Annotated in this window: 17 protein-coding genes; 6 read left to right on the top strand and 11 right to left on the bottom strand. The window is 65.3% G+C overall.

From position 1 onward, the window contains the following. Positions 1–25: 25 nt before the first annotated feature. The 3 genes from ACP15W_RS00325 to ACP15W_RS00315 all read right to left on the bottom strand — a co-directional run bounded on the left by ACP15W_RS00325 (position 26) and on the right by ACP15W_RS00315 (position 4,848). The gene (locus ACP15W_RS00325; RefSeq protein ID WP_424930835.1) at positions 26–2,194 is read right to left on the bottom strand and encodes a PQQ-binding-like beta-propeller repeat protein; all 2,169 of its coding nucleotides are present in this window, start codon (positions 2,192–2,194) and stop codon (positions 26–28) included. Continuing rightward, on the bottom strand, positions 2,191–2,547 hold the full coding sequence (locus ACP15W_RS00320; protein ID WP_424930834.1) for a hypothetical protein: 357 nt from the start codon (positions 2,545–2,547) through the stop codon (positions 2,191–2,193). Before ACP15W_RS00320 ends, ACP15W_RS00325 begins: the two co-directional genes overlap by 4 nt. Positions 2,548–2,844: 297 nt before the next feature. Further along, entirely contained in the window at positions 2,845–4,848 is a 2,004-nt protein-coding gene (locus tag ACP15W_RS00315; protein ID WP_424930833.1) for a transglycosylase SLT domain-containing protein, read from the bottom strand. Positions 4,849–5,023: 175 nt separating this feature from the next. Between ACP15W_RS00315 and dapA the strand changes: the two genes are divergently transcribed. Both dapA and ACP15W_RS00305 read left to right on the top strand, forming a co-directional pair. After that, positions 5,024–5,905 carry a 4-hydroxy-tetrahydrodipicolinate synthase gene (gene dapA, locus ACP15W_RS00310; RefSeq protein ID WP_424930832.1) on the top strand — a complete coding sequence of 294 codons (882 nt, stop codon included), beginning with the start codon at positions 5,024–5,026 and terminating at the stop codon, positions 5,903–5,905. Between the two features lie 509 nt (positions 5,906–6,414). Beyond that, positions 6,415–7,170, top strand: coding sequence for a hypothetical protein (locus ACP15W_RS00305; RefSeq protein ID WP_424930831.1), 756 nt, complete (start codon positions 6,415–6,417; stop codon positions 7,168–7,170). Between the two features lie 66 nt (positions 7,171–7,236). Here the strand turns inward: ACP15W_RS00305 and xsc are convergent, their stop codons facing one another. Both xsc and ACP15W_RS00295 read right to left on the bottom strand, forming a co-directional pair. Then, positions 7,237–9,015 (bottom strand): sulfoacetaldehyde acetyltransferase, encoded by a 1,779-nt coding sequence (xsc, locus tag ACP15W_RS00300; protein WP_424930830.1) that lies wholly within the window; start codon positions 9,013–9,015, stop codon positions 7,237–7,239. Between the two features lie 125 nt (positions 9,016–9,140). Continuing rightward, the gene (locus tag ACP15W_RS00295; RefSeq protein ID WP_424930829.1) at positions 9,141–10,166 is read right to left on the bottom strand and encodes a LacI family DNA-binding transcriptional regulator; all 1,026 of its coding nucleotides are present in this window, start codon (positions 10,164–10,166) and stop codon (positions 9,141–9,143) included. Positions 10,167–10,296: 130 nt separating this feature from the next. Here ACP15W_RS00295 and ACP15W_RS00290 point away from each other — a divergent pair, with 130 nt between their 5' ends. The 4 genes from ACP15W_RS00290 to ACP15W_RS00275 all read left to right on the top strand — a co-directional run bounded on the left by ACP15W_RS00290 (position 10,297) and on the right by ACP15W_RS00275 (position 16,260). Further along, positions 10,297–12,621 (top strand): DUF1989 domain-containing protein, encoded by a 2,325-nt coding sequence (locus ACP15W_RS00290; RefSeq protein WP_424930828.1) that lies wholly within the window; start codon positions 10,297–10,299, stop codon positions 12,619–12,621. Between the two features lie 34 nt (positions 12,622–12,655). Continuing rightward, positions 12,656–13,618, top strand: coding sequence for a glycine betaine ABC transporter substrate-binding protein (locus ACP15W_RS00285; protein WP_424930827.1), 963 nt, complete (start codon positions 12,656–12,658; stop codon positions 13,616–13,618). A 64-nt stretch (positions 13,619–13,682) separates the two neighbouring features. Then, a complete protein-coding gene (locus ACP15W_RS00280; RefSeq protein ID WP_424930826.1) occupies positions 13,683–14,732 on the top strand; it encodes a quaternary amine ABC transporter ATP-binding protein in 1,050 nt (349 codons plus the stop codon). A gap of 10 nt (positions 14,733–14,742) precedes the next feature. Continuing rightward, complete coding sequence (locus ACP15W_RS00275; RefSeq protein ID WP_424930825.1) at positions 14,743–16,260, top strand: ABC transporter permease; 1,518 nt, start codon at positions 14,743–14,745, stop codon at positions 16,258–16,260. Positions 16,261–16,861: 601 nt separating this feature from the next. On the opposite strand, the gene ACP15W_RS00270 is transcribed toward ACP15W_RS00275, so the two are convergent. From ACP15W_RS00270 to ACP15W_RS00245, 6 genes are all read right to left on the bottom strand, one after another. Then, a complete protein-coding gene (locus ACP15W_RS00270) occupies positions 16,862–17,431 on the bottom strand; it encodes a TetR/AcrR family transcriptional regulator (RefSeq protein WP_424930824.1) in 570 nt (189 codons plus the stop codon). A 349-nt stretch (positions 17,432–17,780) separates the two neighbouring features. Then, positions 17,781–18,665 carry a formyltetrahydrofolate deformylase gene (purU, locus tag ACP15W_RS00265; RefSeq protein ID WP_424930823.1) on the bottom strand — a complete coding sequence of 295 codons (885 nt, stop codon included), beginning with the start codon at positions 18,663–18,665 and terminating at the stop codon, positions 17,781–17,783. Continuing rightward, positions 18,662–19,579: a bifunctional methylenetetrahydrofolate dehydrogenase/methenyltetrahydrofolate cyclohydrolase FolD gene (gene folD, locus ACP15W_RS00260; protein WP_424930822.1), complete on the bottom strand. Its 918-nt coding sequence runs from the start codon at positions 19,577–19,579 to the stop codon at positions 18,662–18,664. The genes purU and folD overlap by 4 nt, the downstream gene beginning before the upstream one ends. 3 nt (positions 19,580–19,582) lie before the next feature. Further along, positions 19,583–20,503: an electron transfer flavoprotein subunit alpha/FixB family protein gene (locus tag ACP15W_RS00255; RefSeq protein ID WP_424930821.1), complete on the bottom strand. Its 921-nt coding sequence runs from the start codon at positions 20,501–20,503 to the stop codon at positions 19,583–19,585. Then, positions 20,503–21,255 (bottom strand): electron transfer flavoprotein subunit beta/FixA family protein, encoded by a 753-nt coding sequence (locus tag ACP15W_RS00250; RefSeq protein WP_424930820.1) that lies wholly within the window; start codon positions 21,253–21,255, stop codon positions 20,503–20,505. Before ACP15W_RS00250 ends, ACP15W_RS00255 begins: the two co-directional genes overlap by 1 nt. A gap of 69 nt (positions 21,256–21,324) precedes the next feature. Further along, positions 21,325–23,769: a GcvT family protein gene (locus ACP15W_RS00245; RefSeq protein WP_424930819.1), complete on the bottom strand. Its 2,445-nt coding sequence runs from the start codon at positions 23,767–23,769 to the stop codon at positions 21,325–21,327. Between the last annotated feature and the right edge of the window lie 3 nt (positions 23,770–23,772).

Genomic DNA, 23,772 nt, shown 5'->3' with positions numbered 1-23,772 from the left:
GTTGCCGGAGCCGCTCGGATTTCGGTCAGTCTTCCTCGGGCAGCGCGTAGACCACGACCTGATCGCCAACGGAGGGTTTCAGGATCGTGTTGCCGCCCGCGACGAAGGCCACGTATTGGCGTCCATCATGCTCGTAGATGGCCGGGTTCGAGACCGAGGGTGCCTCGACGACGTCTTCCCAAAGCTCGTCGCCGTTCTCGAGCGAATAGGCGCGGACCTTCGCGTCCATGGTCGAGCCGATGAAGATCAGGCCGCCGGCCGTCACCGCCGGGCCGCCGATGGTGGGCGAGCCCATGCTCTCGGGCATGTAGAAGCCGTATTTCTGCGAGGATCCGATCGGGCGCGACCAGAGCGTGTCGCCCGTCGTCATGTCGATGGCGCGTATATCGCCATAGGGCGGTTCCCAGCAGGGCATTCCGAGCCAGTTGAGCGGCACGGTCAGTTCGAAGCCGTAGGGCGCGCCGGTCTGCGGATAGAAGCCCTGCTCGTTGCCCGATCCGCTAGCGACCTCGTCGTAGTCCTCGCGCTCATACATGTCGAGCATCTGCACCGCGCGCGAGGTGTTGACCACCGCGATCTGGTTCTCGGGATCGAAGGCCACCCCGCCCCATTGCTGGCCGCCGAAAGTCGCCGGGTAGACCAGCGTGCCGGTGCCCTTGGTGGTCGTTGGCGTGTAGATGCCGTCGTAGCGCGCGTTCTCGAAGATCTCGGAGCATTTCCCGAGCGAAAGCAGGTCTGCGATCCACCAGGCCTTGGGGCGTTCGCTCAGGCTGATCACCGGCTCCGGCTTCGTGACGATGGGCTGGGTCGGGCGCAGTTCCTCACCCTTGATGTCGGTATCGGTGGGCACCTCCATCTCCTCGATGGGCCAGATCGGCTCGCCGGTTTCGCGGTTGAGCGCGAAGAGCATGCCCATCTTCGTCGATTGCAGGAGCGCCGGGATTTCCTCGCCGTCCACCGTGATGTCCATGAGCGTGGGCGCGGCATTTGTGTCGTAGTCCCAGACGTCGTGGTGGACATGCTGCGCCGACCAGACCACCTCGCCGGTGTCGAGATCGACCGCCGTGGTGGAGGTGGCGAGCGGAATGTCCTCGAGCCGGTTGCCGCCCCAGTAATTCGGGGAGGGCGAGGAAACCGGCATGTAGACCAGCCCCAGTTCCTCATCCGCCGACATGTGGGTCCAGACATTCGCGGTGCCGGTCTTCACCCGGATATCCTCGGGCAGGAAGTTCACCGTCCAGATCAGCTCGCCGGTCTGCGCATCGACGGTGAAGACCGTGCCCGGAGGCGCTTCGGCCCATTCCCAGTCCTTGCCGGCCCAGCCGATGATGAGCTTGTCGGCGGCGACCGTCGGCGGTTGCAGGAGCGAGAGCGGCCAGTGGTCGTTGGTGGTGTTCCACTGGTTCACGTCGAGCACGCCATTGTCGGCAAAACCGGTGCAAGGCTCGCCGGTATCCGCATCGATCGCGAAGAGGCGCGCATCCATCGTGCCGAGATAGACGATTTTCTGGCACGCCTCGCCTTCGACAGGCTCGTCGGCCTCCCAATAGGCCACGCCGCGGTTCTTGAGCGCGGGTTGGGTGAGGGCCTCGAGCGTCGACTGGCTGTCGAAGGTCCATTTCTCCTCGCCGCTCTCGGGATCGAGCGCAATCACCCGGTAGAAGGGCGTGCCGATGTAGAGCGTCTCGTTGGCGTAGACGGGCGTTGCGGACCAGACGGTGGCGGGCAGATCGCCCTTTCCATCAGAGAGGTCGCCGGTGTGATACTCCCAGACCTTTTCCAGGTCGCCAACATTCTCCGGGGTGATCTGGTCGAGGGGGGCGTATTTCTGGGCATTGAGCTGGCCGTGGAAACTGTCCCATGTGGGTGTTTCGGGAACCAGCGGTATGGGGGATGCAGGCGGCTCGGCCTGCGCGGTGGCGTCGGCGGCGGGCTCGGCCTCGGTCTGGCCGGTTTCGGCTTCGGTCTCGCTGTCGATCTCGCTTTCGGAAGCCGGCTCTTCGGTGCTTTCGGATATGCCGTCTTCGGAGCCGGCAGCATTGTCCTCCGCGCCCTCGGACTGATCGGACGTGGCTTCTTCCTCCGCGCCGGTTTCGGCCGCGGTGGGTGTGCCCTGCTGCGGTTGCTCTTCTTGCGCGTATGCGAAGCTGGCGGTGCAGGCGAGAAGTGCGGCGATGGAGCTTTGCCGGATCATGCGGGCTCTCCCTTCCTGGCCAGGAAATCGAACAGGATGAAAACGACGGCGAAGGCCATGAGCCATAACAGCCAGTAGGCTTGCAGGAACAGGGCTGCGGCCGCGGTACAGACGGCTGCAAGCAGGCAGAGATAGCGCAGCAGTTCGGAGAAGCCGCCCCAGGGGCGATAGACGAGCACCAGCCCCGCCAGCGTCATGGCGGCGCAAGCGAACACGACCAGCGCGGCGCCCGTCGTCCCGTTCACGCCTGTGAGCGGTGTGAGATAAAGATAGAGCGTGACCGCGAGCCCGGCGGCGGCCATCAACAGAAACATCACTGCCGATGGCGCGGAGCGCGGTTTCAGAAAATGCATCTTCGAAGTCCCCCAGCGTTGTTGCGCCAGACCCCGATCGCCTTGCTGCGCACCCGCGTGCGCCACCGGATCAGGATCAACATTTCAAGCGCGCATGGGGCCGGAGCGGTCTTGGTCCCGCGACCGAATGCGCGCACTGTAACAATTGGGGCAGTCCGGCTCACGGTCCAGTGAAAATTCGGCGTCATGCGAAAGCGTTCATCCGCCGGATGAACGGCAGGCGACGTCTCCGGGCCCCGTGGTTTGGGGACAAGGCGGCCGTAGTCTCCCGCCGCTGTGGCTCAGCGGCGCATCAAGTCAGCCCATTCGCAGCATGTCGGAGGCGAGGCGGATCGGTCCCGCCTGCCCCTCGATCCGCGCCCGGTAGACATGAAGCCCCTCGAGCACACGCATGACGTAATTGCGGGTTTCGTTGAAGGGAATGCTCTCGATCCAGATGATCGGGTCCGCGCCCGGCGCGCGCGGATCGCCATAGGTGTCGAGCCATTCGTCGACGCGGCCGGGCCCGGCATTGTAGGCTGCCGCCGCGAGCATGGTCGAGCCGTCGTAGCGCTTGAGCATCCGCGCGAGATAGGCCGTGCCGAGCGTGGCGTTGTAATTCGGGTCATGCACCAGCCGCGAGGCGCTGTAGGGCAGACCGAGGTCCTCGGCCATCTGCCTGGCGGTCGCGGGCATGAGCTGCATGAGGCCCTGGGCACCGGCATGGCTGGCCGCGCCTGCGTTAAGCTCGGATTCCTGCCGCGCCACGGCCAGCGCGAGTTCGGTGGGAATGGGCCAGTCTTCCTCGGCCATCTCCGGCAGCGGGTAGTAGTGGTCGGGCAGGATGATGCGCTCGCGGGCCGCATCCTTGGCCACGCGCACGCCCACATGGGTGAGACCGCCATCCATGGCGATCTGGGCAAGTGCTGCGCGCACATCCGCGGGCTGATTCTCGGCGGCATGGCGGAGGAACTGTGCGGCGCGGCCATCTTGCCCCGCTTCCATGAAGAGCCGTGCGGCCTGCACCACCGAGGAGGTCAGCACCGGGCTTTCGGCAAGGGTGGCGGGTGCCGGCGTGGCCGCGATGGAGGCGTCGGGTTCGAGGTCGGCGCGTTCGGCGGCAAGCTGGCCATAGAAACTTGTCTGATGCTCGGCCCCATAGCGGTAGGCCGCGGCGGCCTGATCGGGTTTGCCTGCCTTCTCCAGCGCGACACCGAGCCAGTAGCCCGCGCGCCCCGAAGAGATCGGGGTCTGGACCACGTCGCGGAAGCGGGAGAAATGCTCCGCGGCGCGGTTGGGGTCGTCCATTTCCGTCAGCGCGATATATCCCGCGAGCCATTCGGCTTCGGCGTAGTCGCCGCCTTCGGTGCCGAAACTGTTGGCCGCGAGGCGATAGGCCCGGTCGATCTCGCCACGGCGCAGCGCCTGTCGCGCGAGGCCCGCGCGCCGCTCCATCCAGAAGTCGGGGCGGCCGAGCCTCTCCGGCGCAATCGACTGTTCGAAGAGATACTCCTCGGCATCGTCCCAGCGGCCCTTGCTGACACGGTAGAGGTAGCGCTCGAAGGCGAGACCGGGATCGTCCTGCAGATCGCGCGGGACGGACTGGATCAGGAGCTGGAGACCGGCCGTGTCGCGGCGGGTCGCGATCCGTGCCTTGGCCAGTGCCTGCCAGCCCGGATCGAACTCGTCGAGCATGGTCTCGGCTTCGCGCATGTAGCCGTTCCAGAGCAGCCAGTCGAGCCGCTCCATCTGGCGTTCCGCGATCAGGTGGCCCCAGGTCTCCTGAAGTGCGGCGCGTTCGGGCACCGACATCGGCATCTCGGCCCAGGCGCGCAGGATCACCCGCTCGGCCGTCTCCGGCTTGCCGGCAGCGACAAAGGCCTCCGCTAGCCGCATGGAGCCTGTGGCGGACTGGGGCAGTTGCGCGGTGAAGTATTTCGCGACCTCGGCGGGCGGCAGGTCCACGGGCATCAGGTGTTCGCCCTCGCGACGCAGCGACGCGAGACCGGGCCAGTCGGCATTGCGGGCCAGGAAGTCCTCGTATTCCGCCCATTCTCCGCCACCCGTGCGCAGGCGGGTCCAGAGAATGATGTCCGCGGCCACCGGCACGCCGGTCTGGCGCGCGAAGCTTTGCGCATCGCTCCAGCGGTCCTGGGCGGCGGCGGCGAGCGCGAGGTTGATGTGGTCGGCCCCGGCGATGGAGCGGGTGGCGGGCGCGGAAAGCTTCAGCGTCTGAGGCCGGGGGAGCGGTTCGGCGACGGGAAGTGCGACCGTGCCGATCAGCAGGCCAAAGGTCAGCGAGGCAGTGAGCGATACGCGCATGGAATGTCCCTGACGTTCATGACCTGTCAACGAATCTTACCGGTTCGTTTTGCAACTCAAGCGTTACCATAGCGTATATCCTGGGCGCATAAAGCGGCGCTTGCGGTGTTGCGCATTCACGATTAGGTTCACGCGGCTTTCAAATCGGCACGTCCGTCCACCCCGGAGTTACCCAATGTTCAAAGGCTCGATACCCGCGCTCGTCACCCCCTTCCGCGATGGCAAGGTGGACGAGAAAGCGCTTGTTGGCCTGGTGAACTGGCACGTGGAGGAAGGGTCGCACGGGCTCGTGGCCGTCGGCACGACCGGCGAGTCGCCCACGCTCACCCATGAAGAGCATGAGCACGTGATCGAGGTTGTGGTGAATACCGCGGCCGGACGCATCCCGGTGATTGCGGGTGCAGGCTCGAACAACACCGACGAATCGGTGCGGCTGATGCAATTCGCCCATCGGGTCGGTGCGGATGCCGCCCTCGTCGTGACGCCCTATTACAACAAGCCCAGCCAGCGCGGAATGTATCACCATTTCAAGGTGCTGCACGATGCGGTTGACCTGCCGATCCTGATCTACAACATCCCCGGCCGGTCGGTGGTCGACATGACCCCCGCAACGATGGGGGAGCTGGCGAAGCTGCCGCGGATCGTGGGCGTGAAGGATGCCACGGGCGACGTGACGCGGGTGAGCGATCAGCGGATCACCTGCGGGCCGGATTTCGTGCAGATCTCGGGCGAGGATGCGAGCGCGCTCGGCTACAATGCCCATGGCGGTGTGGGCTGCATCTCGGTGGTGGCCAATGTGGTGCCGCGGCTTTCGGCGGAATTCCAGAATGCCATGCTGGCAGGCGACTACGCCAAGGCCTTGACATATCAGGATAAACTGATGCCGCTGCACCGGGCCTGCTTTGCCGAGCCGAACCCCTCGCCGACGAAATACGCGCTCTCGCTGTTGGGCCGCTGCACCGACGAGGTGCGCTCGCCGCTGGTGGGACTGGAGCCTGCGACGAAGGAAAAGGTCGAGGCGGCGATGCGCCATGCCGGGGTGCTCGAATACGCCTGAGGCGCGGCCGATCGGGCCATTCCGCGCGTATGGAATCCATATGGTTTCGATATGGAAACCGTATGGCTGCCTGTTACCGATCTCTTAACGGGTGGCCTTCGGGGTAAGGGGCCTGAGCCCTGCCAATCATCCGATCAATTCGACCACATATAAGGGTGCGGGTCGCCCAGGAGCGAGAACCACGCGGTGCGGGATTGGCATAACGCAGGCTTGATGGCGCGGGCCTGGAGAGGGCTGCGCATGGTGCGTGTGATCGCGGCCGCCCCCTTGCGATGGAATGCGGCGGCGGTGCGGGTTGCTGCTTACGTCCCCCGGTTTTCGGGGTATAATCGGGATGAGTTCAGAGCCGCGCCGAGCCTGAGTTTCTCGACGCGACATCTCGAAGTGGTCCGGCAGGTGCCAGCCTTCCGCCCGGACAGGCGGCAGGTGCAGGACCATTCACATTTCCCTAACCCGGGGCGGCGAAGGGATACTCCGGGGCCGCCGCCCTGCCTGCGAAGGATAGCTCCATGACGCTCCGCCTCACATCTGCCGCGTTCCCGGCCCTTTTGCTCGTTGCCCTGCCCGCCCATGCGCTGGAGGATCTGGGCGAATGTCTTGCCGCCGTGGAGGCCTATCACCATGCGCTGGTGGAGGAGGACATTCCCGAGACCTGGAGCGCGGATCTGGAGCACACGCTGGGGCGGGCGGTTTCGGCCTGCGAGGACGGCGATCTGGCGCGGGGCGCGGGCCATCTCGAGGTGGCGAAGGCCCAGTACGAGGCGCTCTTCGAGGGCGAGGACGCGGGCCTCGGCGGCGTGACGGATGCGGATTTCTGGGTGCTGGCGGATACGATGTGGGGCAACCGCTCCTATGGCAAGGGTGTCGATTACATGCAGTTCGACATGACCGGCGATGGAGACGGGGATTACATCGGCTATTTCGAGAACCAGGACAATCCCGACGGCCCCTCCTTCCAGATGCTCGTGGTCTCGAAACCCGCGGGAGAAGAGACGGTGAAATACGGCTTTGTCAGCCTGCCCTACAATGACGGCTCGCAGTTTTCGCTGTGCAATCTCGAGGAGGCGCCCGAGCCGACCGCGCTCCGGCACCGGCAGTTCAGCCCGGAGGAAGTGGCCGCGCTCGAGATTCCGGTTTCGCGCCAGGGCGCGGAGATCGACGACGGGATGTGCGACACGATCCGGGTGCTCTGGCCGGTGGGAATGGCGGGCGAGCTGGTCGAGGGCATGGGGATGCGCGTGCCGCTGGTGCTCGACCGGAACTAGGGCGCGCGACCGTTCACGCACTGCGGGAGGGCGCAAGCGCCCTGCCCGGCTGGCCCGGCACTCGCCTCAGACCTGTTGCGGCACCATGTCGCTTGCGGAGACGCCTGCGACGCGCACGGGCTTCTTCATGGCGTCGCGTCGGAAGGGCTCGCCCAGTTCCTGGTTGATGAGGGCCTCGATCAGTGTGGTCTTGCCGCTCTGCATCTGGTCCCGGATTGCGCGGCTCAGCGCCTCGGTCAGCTCGTCCATGGTGCGCGCGACGACGCCCTGCAACCCGCAGGCCTTGGCGATGCCGGCGTAGGAGACCTGCTCGTCAAGCTCGGTGCCGACGAAGTTGTCATCGAACCAGAGGGTCGAGTTGCGCTTCTCCGCACCCCACTGGTAGTTGCGGAAGACGACCTGAGTGATGGCGGGCCATTCGCCGCGACCGATGGCGGTGAGCTCGTTGACCGCGATGCCGAACGCGCCGTCCCCGGCGAAGCCCACCACGGGCACGTCCGGGCAGCCGATCTTGGCGCCTATGATCGCCGGCAGTCCGTAGCCGCAGGGGCCGAAGAGGCCCGGTGCGAGGTATTTGCGCCCCGATTCGAAGCTCGGGTAGGCGTTGCCGATAGCGCAGTTGTTGCCGATGTCGCTCGAGATGATGGCATCGCGGGGCAGTGCCGTCTGGATCGCACGCCAGGCCATGCGGGGGCTCATCCACTCGGGCTTGGCATCGCGGGCGCGCTGGTTCCAGGTGGTGCCGGGGTCGTCATCCTCGTGGGTCATCTCGGCAAGCTGCTGCGCCCAGCGCGACCGGGTTTCCGCGATGCGGTTGCGGCGCTCGGTGCGGCCCGCGTCGCCGGCGGTGTCCGAAAGCTGCGACAGGATGCCGTTCGCGACCTTGGCCGCGTCCCCGACGATGCCGATGCTCACCTTCTTGGTGAGGCCGATCCGGTCGGGGTTGATGTCGACCTGGATGACCTTCGCCTCCGCGGGCCAGTATTCCATGCCGTAGCCCGGCAGGGTGGAGAACGGGTTCAACCTCGTGCCGAGGCAGAGGACGACATCAGCTTCCTTGATGAGCTGCATCGCGGCCTTCGAGCCGTTGTAGCCCAGGGGTCCGGCGAAGAGCGGATGGGAACCGGGGAAGGCGTCGTTGTGCTGGTAGCCGACGCAGACCGGGGCATCGAGGCGCTCGGCCAGTGCTTTCGACGCGGCGATGCCGCCTGCGGAGAGCACCACGCCCGCGCCATTGAGAATGACGGGGTTTCTGGCCTCCGAGAGCAGGGCCGCGGCAGCCGCGACGGAATTCTCGCCGCCCGGCGAGCGCTCGAACTCGATGGGTTCGGGGATCTCGATATCGACGACCTGGGTCCACATGTCGCGCGGGATGTTGAGCTGCGCGGGGCCGCTGGCCTGCTTGGCCTTGGAGATGACGCGGGTGAGCACCTCGGCCACGCGGGTCGGGTCACGCACCTCCTCCTGGTAGGCGACCATGTCCTCGAAGAGCTTCATCTGCTCGACTTCCTGGAAACCGCCCTGCCCAATCGTCTTGTTCGCGGCCTGGGGGGTGACGAGAAGAAGCGGGGTGTGATTCCAGTAGGCAGTTTTGACGGCGGTGACGAAGTTGGTGATGCCGGGGCCGTTCTGCGCGATCATCATCGACATCTTGCCGGTGGCGCGCGTGTAGCCGTCCGCCATCATGCCGGCGCTGCCTTCGTGGGCACAATCCCAGAAGGTGATTCCGGCCGAGGGAAAGAGATCGGAAATCGGCATCATCGCCGATCCGATGATCCCGAAGGCATGTTCGATCCCGTGGCGCTGCAGAACCTTGATGAAGGCTTCTTCCGTCGTCATCTTCATGGCGTTTCCCCGTTGGTTTTTCCCGTGTTTACGCCCGCTGCCGGGCATTGATAGGGCCAGATCCTCACCGCCCCTATATCCAGACCGAACGCCCGCGAGAAGAGCGGTCGGCGGTCTGCCTGCGATCAGGAGCCGTCCTGAGCTGCTGGGGCGGTGGAGGCGCGTACGATGAGGTCGAAATCCAGCAGGCGGTCCTGCGGGGTTTCCTGAGTTTCGACCCACCCGGCGATGGCATCGGCCGCGGCGAGGCCCATTCTGGAGACGGGCAGATGGACGGTCGTAAGTTCGGGGCAGAGATGCGCCGAACCGGGCAGATCGTCGGTGCCGATCACCGAGACCTGCGAGGGGACGGACACGCCCTGGCGCTGGAGCTCGAAGAGAACGCCCGTTGCGATGACATCCGAGAGGCAGAGGCAGGCGGTCCACTTGCGCTCCGACCAGTCGATGCCGCGCACGGTTTCGCAGCCCCCTCCGATGGAAAGCGGCGATTCCAGGAAACTCAGTTCGGCCTGCGGGTCGTGGTCGATGATCCCCGCGATCCGGGCCCGCGTGCGGTCGTTGTTCGCGCTGGGGCCATGGACCACGAGGATGCGGCGGTGGCCGAGGCTGCGGAGATGGTCCAGCGCGGCTCGCGCGGCACCGGCATTGTCATAGCCCACGGTGGGCAGGAAATACCTCGGATCATGGCAGGAGGTGGCGACCACCGGGATCGCGCCCCGTTCGATCAGGTCATAGAAATCCTGGGCGTGGGTCATGCCGGAGACGATCAGCCCTTCCGCGCCGATGTCGATCAGGCCCCGCGCCTTCCGCGCCTCGATCTCGGGATCATCCTGGGTCGTTGCGACCACGAGGGAGAGGCGGTGGAGCGCGAGCTGGCTTTCAAGGCTGCCGAGCACGCGGGCATATATGTCGTGCACCAGCGTCGGGACGAGCGCGCCGATGAAGCGCGTCCGGCCCGAGTTGATCGCGCGGGCGGCGGCGCTTGGCACCCAGCGCAGGCTGGTCATGGCCTCCTCGACGCGTTTGCGAGTCGTTTCCGCCACCGTGCCGGGAGCATTCAGCACGCGCGAGACGGTCGCCACCGAGACATTTGCCGCTGTCGCCACGTCGCGCAGGTTGGCTCGTCTGCGTTCTGCCTTTCCTTTCGCCACTCTCGCCTCTTTCTGCGCCATTCAGTCGCCATAAGCGGGTAAAATTTCCCGCAGGACAAGCCTTCCTTGACAGATGTAACCAGTATCATCGTTAATGTAACCAGTTACATTGGGAGAATCGGTAGAGAACATGTCCCTCTCCACCATCCTGCGCGAATTCGAGAACATCGGGTTCAACAGTCCGGCGAGAGCGTTTCCCGGATTTCGAAAACCGCAAGACGCCACGGTTCGCGACCTCGTCCCGCGCGAAGGCATACGACAGGAGGTGCGCTCCGGCGATCTCCTCTCGGTCGATGTGGCATCCGGCGCGACGGCAGAGATCCTCGCCTTCGACGACCGTGGCGCCCCGGCACTGGGCAGGCTCGGCCTGACGGATACCGGCACACTGGCAATCGAGGATTGCGACGGGGCGGCGTTGTTCGGTTGGGTGGCGGGCAACGGCGGCCGCACGGCCATCGGCATCCCGAGCTGCACGCTGGCCGGACAGGACGAGCCCTATCTCTTCCGGGTCCGGGAGGCGGTGACGGTCTGGGTGTTCCGCCCTGCCCCGACCGGCGCGCTGATCGAAGGGGCCTTGACCGGCTCCGTGACGCTCTCGGTGCAGGTCGCACCGTCGAACGGGCCCTTCCTCCCGCCACTTCTGGGCGACACACGCGACGAGTTCACCGTGCCGCGCGGGACCGCGATGTCCTACCCGCTCAAGAAGGGCGAATACGTGCAGATCATCGATATCCAGGGGCAGCAGTGCTCGGATTTCATGGCCTTCCGCGCCGATGGTCTCGACCGGGGCCAGGAGCTGATGATCGACGGAACCGCCACGCGCTCGATGGTGCGCCGCTCCTATCCCGGACCGGGCCTGCTCGACAAGTTCTTCGACCAGGAGATGCGGCCCTTGCTCAACGTCGTGCAGGATACCTGCGGGCGGCACGACACATTCGGTCTGGCCTGCAACGCGCGCGGCTACGAGGAGCGCGGCTTCGCCGGCCACCTCAATTGTTCCGACAACATTTCCCATGCGATGGCGCCCTACGGTGTGGCGCGGCGCGCCGCCTGGCCGGCCATCAATTTCTTCTGGAGCACCTGGGTCGATCCGCACACCCATCAGATCATGACCGAGGAATCGCATTCGCGCCCCGGCGACTATGTGGCCATGCGGGCGCAGGACGACCTCGTCTGCGTTTCCACCGCCTGTCCGGACGATATCGATCCGATCAACGGCTGGAATCCGACGGACGTGCATGTGCGCATTTACAAACCGGAGACCCCCATGCGCCGCGCTGTCGCATACCGGGAAAAAGAGGATTCCACCGCCTTGATCAGCCAGACTTCCGCCTTTCACGAACGGCTCGAACCCCTGACGCAGCATTTTTCGCCGGCACGGGATCTCTGGACCCCGGTGAACTTCCCCTCGCACGGGGCAATCGGGGAATACTGGGCCTGCCGCGAGGCGGTGACGGTTCAGGACATGAGCGGATTGCGCAAATACGACATCGTGGGCCCCGACGCGGAAACGCTGCTGCAGAAGGCCACGACGCGGAATGTGGCCAAGCTCGCCGTGTGGCGCGGTCAATACACGCTGCTCTGCGACGAGGCGGGCACGGTGATCGACGACGGCACGCTGTTCCGGCTGGCCCCCGACCTCTTCCGCTGGTGCTGCGGTTCGGAGGAGAGCGGTCGGGTGCTCACCGCACTGGCCGATGCGCTCGGGCTTCAGGTGCGCATTCACGCCATGGGGAGCGCGATGCCCAACCTGGCGATCCAGGGTCCGAAATCGCGCAATCTCATCCGCAAGATCGCCTTCACCCAGCCCCATGTGCCCGCCGTGGACCAGTTGAAGTGGTTCGGCGTCACGACCGCGCGGCTGCACGACCGGGAGGGCACGCCCTTCATGCTCTCGCGTTCGGGCTACACCGGGGAGCTGGGATATGAGATCTTCTGCAGCAAGGCAGGCGCACTGGAGATCTGGGATGCGGTGATGGAGGCGGGCGAGGAGTTCGGCATCCTGCCGATGGGCACCGAGGCGCTGGGCATCATCCGGATCGAGGCCGGACTTGCGGCGGCGAATGCGGAGTTCGCCCCCGGCATCGACGCGTTCGAGGCGGGGCTCGGCTTCGCGGTCAACCTCAACAAGCCGGATTTCACGGGCAAGGCGGCGCTGGAGCGCAACGCGCGCGACCCGCGCCGGGCGCTGAAGGGCCTGCTTCTGGGGTGCAACGACGTGCCGGCGCATGGCAGCCCCATTTACGACGGCGAGCGGCAGGTGGGCGTTGTCACCTCCGCGACCCGCTCCCCGATGCTCGGCCATGCGATCGCCATCGCCCGGCTCGGCATCGAACATGCGGAGAACGGGCGCGCGCTCGAGATCGGCCAGCTCGACGGCCGGATGAAGCGCCTAAGCGCGACCGTCAGCGACATTCCCTTTGTAGATCCGCAGCGAACGAGGGCGCGAGCCTGAGACACAACTCGAACCTGAGAGGAAGACTGGAGACATGAGACATCTCAAGACAATCGGCACGATCGCGGCACTGAGCTTCGGTTCCGGCGCGCTGGCGCAGGAAACGGTGATGGTGGGGGAACCGAGCTGGCCCGGCGCGAAGGTGATGAGCCGGATCATCGGCCAGGTGATCGAGACGCGGCTGGGCAGTGAGGCCGGATACGCGCCTGGCGCCAACGCGGTGATCTTCGCCTCCATGGATGGCGGTCGCGGCGATATCGACGTGCATCCCGATGTCTGGTTGCCGAACCACCAGTCCTTCATCGAGGAATATGTCGATCAGAAGGGCACGGTGGCGCTCTCCTCGGGAAGCTACGAGGGGCGGTCGGGATTCTGCACACCGACCTACATGGTCGAGGAGCACGGTATCGCCTCGATCTTCGATCTCGCCACGCCGATGGCGCAGGATCTCTATGACAGCGACGGAGATGGCAAGGGCGAGATCTGGGTCGGCGGTTCGGGCTGGGCCTCCACCAACATCCACAAGGTCAAGGTACGCGACTACGGGATCGAGAGCTTCCTCGCGCCGACGACCGAAGACGAGGCCGTGTTCTACGCCCGTCTGAAGGATGCGATCAACGAGGAGCAGGGTGTCGTCTTCTACTGCTACAAGCCGCATTTCGTGCACGCGCTCTATGACGTGACGATGATCGAGGAGCCGGAATTCGATCCTGCCGGCTACACCATGATCCAGCCGGATCAGGATGCGGACTGGTACACGAAATCCTCCATCACCACCGGTGACCAGGTGAAGACCGTGACGGTGGCCTATTCCGCCTCGCTCGATGAGCGGAACCCGGCGGCGGCCTCCTTCCTCAGCCAGATCGACATGGACGACACCGAGCTCTCGGAACTCACGTATCAGGTCGTGGTCCAGGGCCAGGATATCGACGAGGCCGTATCCGCCTGGCTCGACGAGAACAGCGAGACCGTCGATGGGTGGCTGGGCCTGAACTGACCATCCTCACCGGCCCGCCCCTGCGAGGGGCGGGCCAGCGGAGCCACTCATACCGGGAGCAGCCATGGCTGGCGAGATCGCGATCGACGCAAGGGGCGTCTGGAAGATTTTCGGGGCGCGCGCGAAAGAGGCGCTGCGCGCAATTCACGAGGAACATCTGAGCAAGGCCGAAGTGCTCGAGATGTACGATTGCGTCGTCGGGGTGGCGGATGCAAGTTTCGAGATCGAGCGCGGCGAACTCTTCTGTGTCATGGGTCTTTCGGGGTCGGGCAAGTCGACGCTCGTGCGCCATGTCAATCGGCTGCTGGAGCCGACCGACGGGCATATCTACATCAACGGCGACGACGTGATGGGGCTCGACGCCGCGGGCCTGCGCGATCTGCGCAACCGCCGTGTCGCCATGGTGTTCCAGAATTTCGGCCTGATGCCCCATCGCACGGTGCGCGACAATGTCGCCATGCCGCTGGAGATCCGCGGCACCGGAAAGGCCCGGCGCTGGGAAGAGGCGGACCGGGTGCTGGATCTGGTCGATCTCACCGGCTGGGAGGACAAATACGCCCATGAGCTTTCGGGCGGGATGCAGCAGCGCGTGGGGCTTGCGCGCGCCATCGCCTCGGACCCGGAGATCCTGCTCATGGACGAGCCCTTCTCCGCACTCGATCCGCTGATCCGAAAGCAGTTGCAGGACCAGTTCATGGCGCTTTCCCGCAAGCTCGGGAAGACGACGATGTTCATCACACACGATCTCGACGAGGCGATCCGCATCGGTCATCGCATTGCCATCATGAAGGACGGCCGCATCGTCCAGGTGGGCACCCCGGAGGAGATCATTCTCAACCCGGCGGATGACTATGTTTCCGATTTCGTCGCGGGCATCTCGAAGCTCAACCTGATCTTCGCCCATTCGGTGATGAAACCGGTCGGGGAGTTCGAGGCCACGCATGGCGAGGTGCCGGAGGATGCGAAGGTTGCGCATCCGGAGATGGACCTCAGCGACCTGATGGATCTCGCGATCGACGGGCATGGCATCGTCAAGGTCGCCGCCGAGGGGCAGACGGTGGGCGTCATCAACCGCGCGGGCCTGCTCCGCGCCATCCAGAGCAGCCAGGCGTAAGGGGGCGGTCATGCAGCATTTCGACGAGTCTCAAATCGAGCCCGACAAGGCGGGGCAGATGCGCGCTCTGGTGGGCGATTTCGTCGGCCAGTCGCGCGACTACTACCAACGGGTCTTTGCCTACATGATGGAGGCGCCGGGCTACCGGTTCACGCTGAACCGGGCGGCGGGGCTTCTGGGCCCCGTCTGGTTCGGCGCGCGCGGGCTCTGGTCCTGGTTCCTGGGCTTTCTTATCCTGGAGACGCTGGCCTACATCCAGATCGGGCTTGGTCTCTTCGGGGATCTGGGCCGCGAGTTCCGTCTCCGGGCGGAGCAGATCGCCCAGACGCTGGATCTGCGGCAGCAACAGATCGAGGCCGCGGAAGCCTCCGGTGCCGCCTCTCTCGACTCGCTCAAGCGGGCGGCAGAATCCCTGCAGGATGCACTTGCCCAGGCGCAGGCCGCCGCCGCGGGCGCCGATGCCAGCGGTACGGTCTACCTGCTGGTCGGGGTCGTGCTCCTCCTGGTGATCAAGTTCATCGCCGCGAGCCTCGCCAACTGGGCGCTCGAGGGGCAGTTCGCCCGCTGGCGTTCGGACCGGAGCACGCCAAGCGGATGGTCGAAGGAGCGGCTGACGGTCGCGAGCCTGCTGGCCGGGGCCGTGGTGATCCTCTCGACGATGAAATTCGCGCGGCCCGATGCGTTCGGCCTGCTGAACGCCTTTCCCACCAACCGCGACTGGCGGCTGAACACCGGCGATGCGGTGCAGGCGGTGTTCGACTGGACCAAGACCGAAGGGCGCGGCTTCTTCGACGGGCTGACGGCCGGGATGCGCACGTTCCTGGACTGGATCGAAGTGGTGCTGGTGGGCACGCCCTGGCCGGTGGTGGCGCTTGTCTTCATCATGCTGGCCTATCTCTCGGGCGGGCCGCGGGTGGCGATCTTCACCGGGGCGGCGCTGGCCTATCTCGGGGTGCTCGACTTCTGGGAGAAGGCGATGACGACGATCGCGCTTCTGGGGGCTGCGGCTCTCATCTCGATCACGCTCGGCATTCCGCTCGGCATTTTCTGCGCGCGGCGACCTCGGGTCTTTGCGGTGGTGCGCCCAGTGCTCGATTTCATGCAGTCGATGCCCTCCTTCGTCTATCTGATCCCGGTGGTGGCCTTCATCGGGTCGGGCAAGCCCGCGGGTGTCGTGGCCACGATGATCTTCGGCAGTCCGCCGGTGATCCGCTTCACGGTTCTGGGGCTTCAGCAGGTGCCGGCAACCGTGCGCGAGGCCGCCCTCGCCTTCGGTGCCACGCCGCGTTACCTGCTCTGGCGGGTGGATCTGCCGCTGGCGCGCAAGACCATCATGGCGGGCGTGAACCAGACTATCCTGCTCTCGCTGGCGATGGTGGTCGTCGCCTCGCTGATCGGGGCCAAGGGGCTGGGCGAGGACGTGCTGGAAGCCCTGCAATATGCAGCCGCCGGGCAAGGCATCCTGGCCGGGCTCGCGATCCTCTTCTGTGCGCTCATTCTCGACCGGATCGTGGCGGGCGGAAAGTAGCTTTCCCGCGGAGTTTGACGGGCGAATGCGGAGCGGGCGGTCCCTCGAGGGGGCCGCCCGTTCTCGTAAGGGCCGGAGGTATTCAGGGCGCCATGCTGCCCTTCCAGCCCATGTGATCAATGTTGACCATCTTGCGCTTCTGCGTTGCTCACCTTCAGGGCCTTCGCTGTAAGGGATAGACCCCGGCCCGCGCGGTGGCGGGATTTCTCTGGATAGCCCTTCAAAATCGACCGTGCGGACGGATTTGACATTCGTCTTTGGAAGACACGAGGGCCAGCGGCCGTCCGAGGGTGGCGCGTCCTGCGGACTGTGCAACGCAATTTATGGTGCCGACACCACGCGCGACTGGTCTTGAAAATGCTGGTAGAGTGAGCGCCCGCCCATGGGGCGGACGGGCGCTGGCCCGGCGGTGCTCCGCACCTCGATTCCGGGCCATGAACGCCAGGCCCTAATGGTCAAAAAAGGCTCGCTGCCTTGGTTCGCCACGAAATACATGAATGTCCTTTAGGGCCCGTCCACATCGATCTTGCGCTGTGCGGCGGATGCGAAGCGCGGCTCCGGGCAATGGCCTGTCCGTTTCGAAATTCGCCGCACGGGCGCCCTACTGCCCCACCCCGGCAAGACTGAGAGTCTTAAGCACCTGCAACTGGCGCAGAAGGTGATCACGGTCACGTGCCGTCCGGCCGATAGCCCTGGAAGAGGACTGCACGAAATCCGAGAAATCCTCGAGAGTGAGCCCTGCGCGCGGCTGGTCGGCCAGATGGGGGGAGAGGATGCGTGCGATCAACACGCGAAACCGTTCCGACGCGGCGTCCAGTTCCTCCTGGCCGGCGCGGTTGAATCCGTCGACGAGATCCTGCGCGTTGGGTGTTGCGGCGACGAGATTGAAGGCGGAAACCGTCATGCGTTCGAAGGCGATGTCGAGCTGATCCCCAAGATCCGGGACGGTCTCGATCCGGGTCTCGATCTCCGTGACCGCATCGTCGGTATGGGAACGGATCAGGGCGCGCAGCACGTCATCCCGGTTGCGGAAGGTGTTGTAGAGGGTCTGGCGGCTGACGCCCGCCTCCTTTGCCAGATCGCCCATGCTGCTGCGCTTCACGCCGTAGCGGGTAAACAGGCGAATGGCGGCTTCGAGGATGTCTCTTTCGGTCTGTGTCATGGAAGACATGTCGACACCCGAATGCTGATTGTCAAACTGACAAGAAAAAAGATTTCTGGGCTTTCAAAGTGACGCGCAGTCCGCGCAATGTCGCGGGGAGCATTTGCGCTCCAAAAAACCGATATGCCCGGACCGGATCATGCGACCGACACTTAGGCCGAAATCTGATGAGTTGATGGAATAGGAAGTCTCTTATCGGCACGATCCGGGCCGCGCATCTGGAGGCGCTGAAACCAGCCAGTTTGGCGCGGGTTCGACTGGTCGCGAGTGCAGCCCCGGAAGGGCGGCGCGCCTCTCGGTGAAAGGCCGTGCGGGACCGGCGCCTCGGCGCCGATACCCGGGATAGGGTGAGCCTGGCTTAGCCCATGCGCTCGCTGGAGTAGCTGCCGGGCGAGGCCGGGAAGACCACGGTCTTGTTGCCGTTGAGGAAGGCGCGGCGGTGCGCGTGGGCGTGGATTGCGCGCGCAAGCACCTGGCACTCCACATCACGGCCGAGCGAGACATAGTCGGACGCGCTCTGGGCATGGGTGATGCGCACGATGTCCTGCTCGATGATCGGACCCTCGTCGAGATCGGCGGTGACATAGTGCGAGGTTGCGCCGATCAGCTTCACGCCGCGCTCGAAGGCCTGCTTGTAGGGGTTGGCGCCCTTGAAGCTCGGCAGGAACGAGTGGTGGATGTTGATGATCCGGCCGGACATCTTCTGGCACATGTCGTCCGAAAGGATCTGCATGTAGCGGGCGAGCACGATCAGTTCGGCTCCGGCCTCCTCCACCACTTCCATGATCCGCGCCTCGGCCTCGGGCTTGTTCGCCTTGGTGACCTTGATGCAGTGGAACGGAATGTCCGCGTTCACCACGACCTTCTGGTAGTCCATGTGGTTCGAGATCACCGCGACGATCTCGACCGGGAGCGCGCCGATCTTCACCCGGTAGAGCAGGTCGTTCAGGCAGTGGCCGAAGCGCGATACCATGATCGCGACCTTCATCTTGCGGCTTTCGTCGTGGAATTCGTACTTCATCCCGAACGGTTCGGCGATGGTGGCGAACTCTTTCTCCAGCGCGTCGAGTTCGGCGCCTTCCTCGGGCCTGAAGCTCACCCGCATGAAGAAGTTGCCGGTCTCCATGTCGTCGAACTGGGCACTGTCGGTGATGTTGCAGGCGTGGTCCGCGAGAAAGGTCGAGATCGCCGCTACGATGCCGCGCCGGGACGGGCAAGTGACGGTAAGGCAGAGTTTGGTCATGATGGGTCCTGTTCGTCGAGCAGCAACGGCTCATCGGGAAGCTGATGCAGGTGGCAATAGGCACTGAGCGTGTTGGCCAGAAGGCAGGCGATCGTCATCGGGCCAACGCCGCCGGGAACGGGAGTGATGGCGCCGGCGACCTTGCGAACATTCTCGAAATCGACATCACCCACCAGGCGGTGCTTGCCTTCGCCCTTCTCGGGCGCGGGAATGCGGTTGATGCCGACGTCGATCACCGTGGCGCCGGGCTTGATCCAATCCGCCTTCACGAGCCCCGGCACACCGGCGGCCACCACAACGATGTCCGCGAGCCGCGCGAGCTCGGGGATGTTCGTCGAGGACTTGTGCGCCACCATCACCGTGCAATCGGCATTGAGCAGCAGGCGGCCCATCGGCTTGCCGACCACGTTGGAGTGACCGATCACCAGGGCGGTCTTGCCCCGGAAATCGTCGTGGTAATGCCGCAGCATCATCATGCAGCCGAGCGGTGTGCAGGGCACGATGGCGTCCTGCCCGGTCCCGACCATGCCCACATTCGTAGTGTGGAAGCCGTCCACATCCTTGACCGGCGAGATGGTGTTGATGACCTGGCGCGGGTCGAGGTGGGCGGGCAGCGGCAGCTGCACGAGGATGCCATGCACCAGCGGGTCTTCGTTGAGCCGCTCGATCAGTTCGAGCAACTCCGCCTCCCGGGTATTGGCGGGCAGGCGGTGCTCGAAGGATTTCATGCCGGCCTCGAGTGCCTGCTTGCCCTTCGAACGGACATAGACCTCGGAGGCCGGGTCCTGCCCGACCAGCACCACGGCGAGGCCTGGCGACTGGCCGGTCTCGGCACTCAGCGCGGCGACACGCTCGCGCACCTTCTCGCGAACCCGCGCCGCGTAGGCCTTCCCGTCTATCAGCTCGGCTGTCATGGGTCAGAGCTTCCCGGTCAGTTCCGGCACCGCCTCGAACAGGTCGGCGACCAGGCTGTAGTCCGCGACCTGGAAGATCGGAGCTTCCTCGTCCTTGTTGATCGCGACAATCACCTTGCTGTCCTTCATGCCCGCGAGGTGCTGGATCGCGCCCGAGATGCCCACTGCCACGTAGAGGTCGGGGGCAACCACCTTGCCGGTCTGCCCGACCTGCAGGTCGTTGGCGGCAAACCCGGAATCGACCGCGGCCCGCGAGGCGCCCACCGCAGCACCGAGCTTGTCAGCAAGGCCCGAGATCAGCGCGAAGTTCTCTTCCGAGCCGACACCGCGCCCCCCCGAGACGACGCATTTCGCCGACGTCAGCTCAGGGCGGTCGCTGGCGACGACCTTGTCTTCCACATGGGCGGTGTGGGGGGAGACCTCCGCGAGGGTCACGACCTCGACCGGCGCGGCATCGCCCTCGCCCGCCGCATCGAAGGCGGCCGTGCGCACGGTGAAGACCTTGACCGCGTCGCTCGAGGCGACCGTCTGGATCGCATTGCCCGCATAGATCGGGCGCTTGAAGGTTTCGGCATCGACGACCTCGATGACGTCGGTGATCACCATGGCATCGAGGCGTGCGGCCACGCGGGGCAGAACGTTCTTTCCCGCGCTGCTGGCCGGGGCGACGATATGGGTGGCGCCAGAGGCATTCTCCAGCACCAGCTTCGCGACATTCTCCGCGAGACCGTTGGCGACGGCGGCATCCTCGCAGACGAGAACCTTGGAGATCCCGGCGATCTTCGCCGCCGCTTCACCCGCCGACTTCGGGCCGCAGACGATTGCGGTCACATCGCCGAGTTTCGCCGCAGCCGTCGCGGTCTTTGCCGTTGCGTCGAGCGCCAGTGCGCCCCCTGCGACATCTGCCAAAAGAATTACAGCCATCAGACCAGCCCCGCTTCCTTGAGTTTACCAACCAGTTCGTCGACCGAGCCGACGCGGATGCCGGCGTCGCGGCCGGCAGGTTCAACGGTTTCGACCACCTTGAGCCGCGGTGCGGTATCGACGCCGTAGTCGGCTGCCGTCTTCTCGGCCAGCGGCTTCTTCTTCGCCTTCATGATGTTGGGCAGCGACGCATAGCGCGGCTCGTTGAGGCGGAGGTCGGTGGTGATGATCGCGGGCAGGTTCACGGTGATCGTCTGCAGACCGCCATCGACCTCGCGGGTGACCGTGGCCTTTCCGTCCGCAATCTCGAGTTCGGAGGCAAAGGTTGCCTGGCCCCAGTCCAGCAGGGAGGCGAGCATCTGCCCGGTAGCGTTCAGGTCGTTGTCGATCGCCTGCTTGCCGAGGATGACCAGTTCGGGGGCTTCCTCCTCGACGATCTTCGCCAGGATTTTGGCGACGGCGAGCGGCTCGATCTCGCCGGCCTCTGCCACTTCGACCAGAATTCCGCGATCGGCGCCCATAGCAAGCCCGGTGCGGATCGTTTCGCTCGACTTCTTGTCGCCGATGGACACGATCACGATCTCGGTGGCGATTCCGGCTTCCTTGAGGCGGATGGCGGCTTCGACGGAGATCTCGTCGAAGGGGTTCATCGACATCTTCACGTTCGCAAGATCGATACCGCTGCCGTCCGCCTTGACGCGGGCCTTCACGTTGTAGTCGATCACGCGTTTCACGGGTACGAGTATTCTCATCTGCAGGGTCCTCGGGAACTACGGGGTAATTGGAATTGCGACGGGCGCGCAGGTGCTGCGGCCTTCAAGTCAGACTTTCACGCGCTCGGATTTCGGGTCATAGAACGGCTTGAGCGAGGGGGTCGCAGCCACGCGGCGGCCGGCCACCTCGATCTCGAAGCTCGAGGCGAGCACCTCCTGCGCCGTCTCCCCTGGGCACGGCACATAGCCCATGCCCATGGCGGCGCCGAGGTGGTGGCCATAGCTGCCCGAGGTGAGGTAGCTCACGATCTTGCCGTCGCGCACGATGGGTTCGGCGTGATAGAGCAGTGGCTCGGGATCGCTCAGAAGGAACTGCACCAGGCGTCTCTGAAGGCCCTCCTCGCGCTTGCGGGAAACCGCTTCGCGGCCGACGAAATCGACGTCGGTCTTCTTGATGGCAAAACCCAGGCCCGCCTCGAGGATATGGTCCTCGCTCGAGATGTCGTGGCCGAAATGGCGGAAGCCCTTCTCGATCCGGCAGCTGTCCATCATGTGCAGGCCGCAGAGCCTTGCGTCCATCTCGCGGCCCGCGCCGCGCAGGACCTCGAAGACATGGGCGGCCATGTCGGCGGAGACATAGAGCTCCCAGCCGAGTTCGCCAACATAAGTCACGCGATGGGCGCGGGCGAGGCCCATGCCGATCTCGATTTCCTGGCAGGTGCCAAAGGGGTTGGTGGCGTTCGAGAAATCGTTGGGCGAGACCTTTTCGAGCAGGGTGCGCGCATTCGGACCCATGACGCAGATCACGGCTTCGGCGGCGGTCATGTCGAAGAGGGTCACGCGGAAATCGCCGATGTACCGGCGCATCCGGGCCTGGTCGGCGAGACGCGTGGCGGCGGGCGTGACCACCAGGTAGGCGGTCTCGGAGAGGCGCGTGATCGTCACGTCGGCCTCGATCCCGCCGGATGCGTTGAGGAACTGGCTGTAGACGATCTTGCCCACCGGCACCGAGAGGTTGCTGGCGGAGACGTAGTTCAGGAAGGCTTCGGCATCGGGGCCCTCGACACGGATCTTGCCGAAGGAGGACATGTCGTAGATGCCGACATTCTCGCGGATCGCCTTGTGCTCGCGGGCGGCGTTGTCGAACCAGTTCTGGCGTTTCCAGCTGTACTTGTAGGCCGGTTCCTGGCCCGGATCGGCGAACCAGTTCGCCCGTTCCCATCCGGAAACCTCGCCAAAGACCGCGCCTTCTGCCTTGAGCGCCTCGTGGAGCGGCGAACGGCGGATGCCGCGCGCGGTGTCCTTCTGGCGGTAGGGGAAGTGGTCGGCATAGAGCAGGCCAAGCGTCTCCTTCGAGCGTTCGAAGAGGTAGTGGCGGTTGCCCTGGAAGGGCTGCATCCGCGCGATGTCCACGTCGCCGAGATCGAAAGGCTTTTCGCCCGTGTCCATCCAGGAGGCGAGCGCCATGCCGGCACCGCCCGCGGACTGGATGCCGATGGAGTTGAAGCCCGCCGCGACCCAGACGTTGTCCATCTCGGGGGCGAGGCCGAGGTGGTAGGCGTCGTCGGGCGTGAAGCTCTCGGGGCCGTTGAAGAAGGTGTGGATGCCGGCTTCGGCCAGCAGCGGCATGCGGTTGACGGCCATTTCGAGGATGGGTTCGAAATGGTCGAAATCCTCGGGCAGTTGGTCGAACTCGAAGTCGTCCGAAATGCCCTTCATGCCCCAGGGCTTGGCCACCGGCTCGAAGGCGCCCAGGAGGATCTTGCCGGCATCCTCCTTGTAGTAGGCGCATTCCTCGGGCACGCGCAGCACGGGAAGCTGCTGCAACTCGGGGATGGTTTCGGTGACGATGTAGAAGTGTTCGCAGGCATGAAGCGGCACGTTGACGCCCATCTGGCGCCCCACCTCGCGGCCCCACATGCCGGAGCAGTTGACCACGTGATCGCAGGCGATCGTGCCGCTCTCGCCCTCGGCCTCCCAGGAGACGCGCTTGATCCGGCGGCCCTCGCGGTCGAAGCCCGTCACCTTCACGCGTTCAAGGATCTTCGCGCCGCGCTGCCGGGCACCGCGGGCCATGGCGAGGGCGATATTGGCCGGGTCCCCCTGCCCGTCCTTGTCGAGATAGACCGCGGCCTTCACGTCCTCGACACTGACATGCGGGTAGCGCGACCGGAGTTCCTCGGGGCTGATTTCCTCGACCTCGACACCGAAGGCGCGCGCCATGGAGGCCTGGCGAAGGATCTCTTCGCGGCGTTCGTCCGAGAGGGCCACGGTGATCGAACCGTTGCGACGGAACCCGGTGGCGACGCCGGTTTCCTCCTCGAGCGCGCCGTAGAGTTCCTGGCTGTATTTCGCGAGCCGGGTCATGTTCTGGGTCGCGCGGAGCTGGGCGATGAGGCCGGCCGCATGCCAGGTGGTTCCGGATGTGAGCTGCTTGCGCTCGAGCAGGACGATATCGGTCCAGCCGAGCTTGGTCAGGTGGTAGGCGACCGAGCAGCCGATCACGCCGCCGCCAACGATGACAACCCGAGCTTTTTCAGGGGGAAGAGCCATTTT

The sequence above is a fragment of the Amaricoccus macauensis genome (assembly GCF_049800915.1).
GTDB classification, from domain to species: Bacteria; Pseudomonadota; Alphaproteobacteria; order Rhodobacterales; family Rhodobacteraceae; genus Amaricoccus; species Amaricoccus macauensis_A.
The sequence above is the reverse complement of the archived record's forward strand: the minus strand, read 5'-3'. Positions and strand labels throughout refer to the sequence as shown.

Excerpts from the sequence above, each read along its gene's own strand:
- ACP15W_RS00325 (WP_424930835.1), bottom strand. The coding sequence starts at position 2,194 with ATGATCCGGCAAAGCTCCATCGCCGCACTTCTCGCCTGCACCGCCAGC.
- ACP15W_RS00320 (WP_424930834.1), bottom strand. The coding sequence starts at position 2,547 with ATGCATTTTCTGAAACCGCGCTCCGCGCCATCGGCAGTGATGTTTCTG.
- ACP15W_RS00315 (WP_424930833.1), bottom strand. The coding sequence starts at position 4,848 with ATGCGCGTATCGCTCACTGCCTCGCTGACCTTTGGCCTGCTGATCGGC.
- dapA (WP_424930832.1), top strand. The coding sequence starts at position 5,024 with ATGTTCAAAGGCTCGATACCCGCGCTCGTCACCCCCTTCCGCGATGGC.
- ACP15W_RS00305 (WP_424930831.1), top strand. The coding sequence starts at position 6,415 with ATGACGCTCCGCCTCACATCTGCCGCGTTCCCGGCCCTTTTGCTCGTT.
- xsc (WP_424930830.1), bottom strand. The coding sequence starts at position 9,015 with ATGAAGATGACGACGGAAGAAGCCTTCATCAAGGTTCTGCAGCGCCAC.
- ACP15W_RS00290 (WP_424930828.1), top strand. The coding sequence starts at position 10,297 with ATGTCCCTCTCCACCATCCTGCGCGAATTCGAGAACATCGGGTTCAAC.
- ACP15W_RS00285 (WP_424930827.1), top strand. The coding sequence starts at position 12,656 with ATGAGACATCTCAAGACAATCGGCACGATCGCGGCACTGAGCTTCGGT.
- ACP15W_RS00280 (WP_424930826.1), top strand. The coding sequence starts at position 13,683 with ATGGCTGGCGAGATCGCGATCGACGCAAGGGGCGTCTGGAAGATTTTC.
- ACP15W_RS00275 (WP_424930825.1), top strand. The coding sequence starts at position 14,743 with ATGCAGCATTTCGACGAGTCTCAAATCGAGCCCGACAAGGCGGGGCAG.
- ACP15W_RS00270 (WP_424930824.1), bottom strand. The coding sequence starts at position 17,431 with ATGTCTTCCATGACACAGACCGAAAGAGACATCCTCGAAGCCGCCATT.
- purU (WP_424930823.1), bottom strand. The coding sequence starts at position 18,665 with ATGACCAAACTCTGCCTTACCGTCACTTGCCCGTCCCGGCGCGGCATC.
- folD (WP_424930822.1), bottom strand. The coding sequence starts at position 19,579 with ATGACAGCCGAGCTGATAGACGGGAAGGCCTACGCGGCGCGGGTTCGC.
- ACP15W_RS00255 (WP_424930821.1), bottom strand. The coding sequence starts at position 20,503 with ATGGCTGTAATTCTTTTGGCAGATGTCGCAGGGGGCGCACTGGCGCTC.
- ACP15W_RS00250 (WP_424930820.1), bottom strand. The coding sequence starts at position 21,255 with ATGAGAATACTCGTACCCGTGAAACGCGTGATCGACTACAACGTGAAG.
- ACP15W_RS00245 (WP_424930819.1), bottom strand. The coding sequence starts at position 23,769 with ATGGCTCTTCCCCCTGAAAAAGCTCGGGTTGTCATCGTTGGCGGCGGC.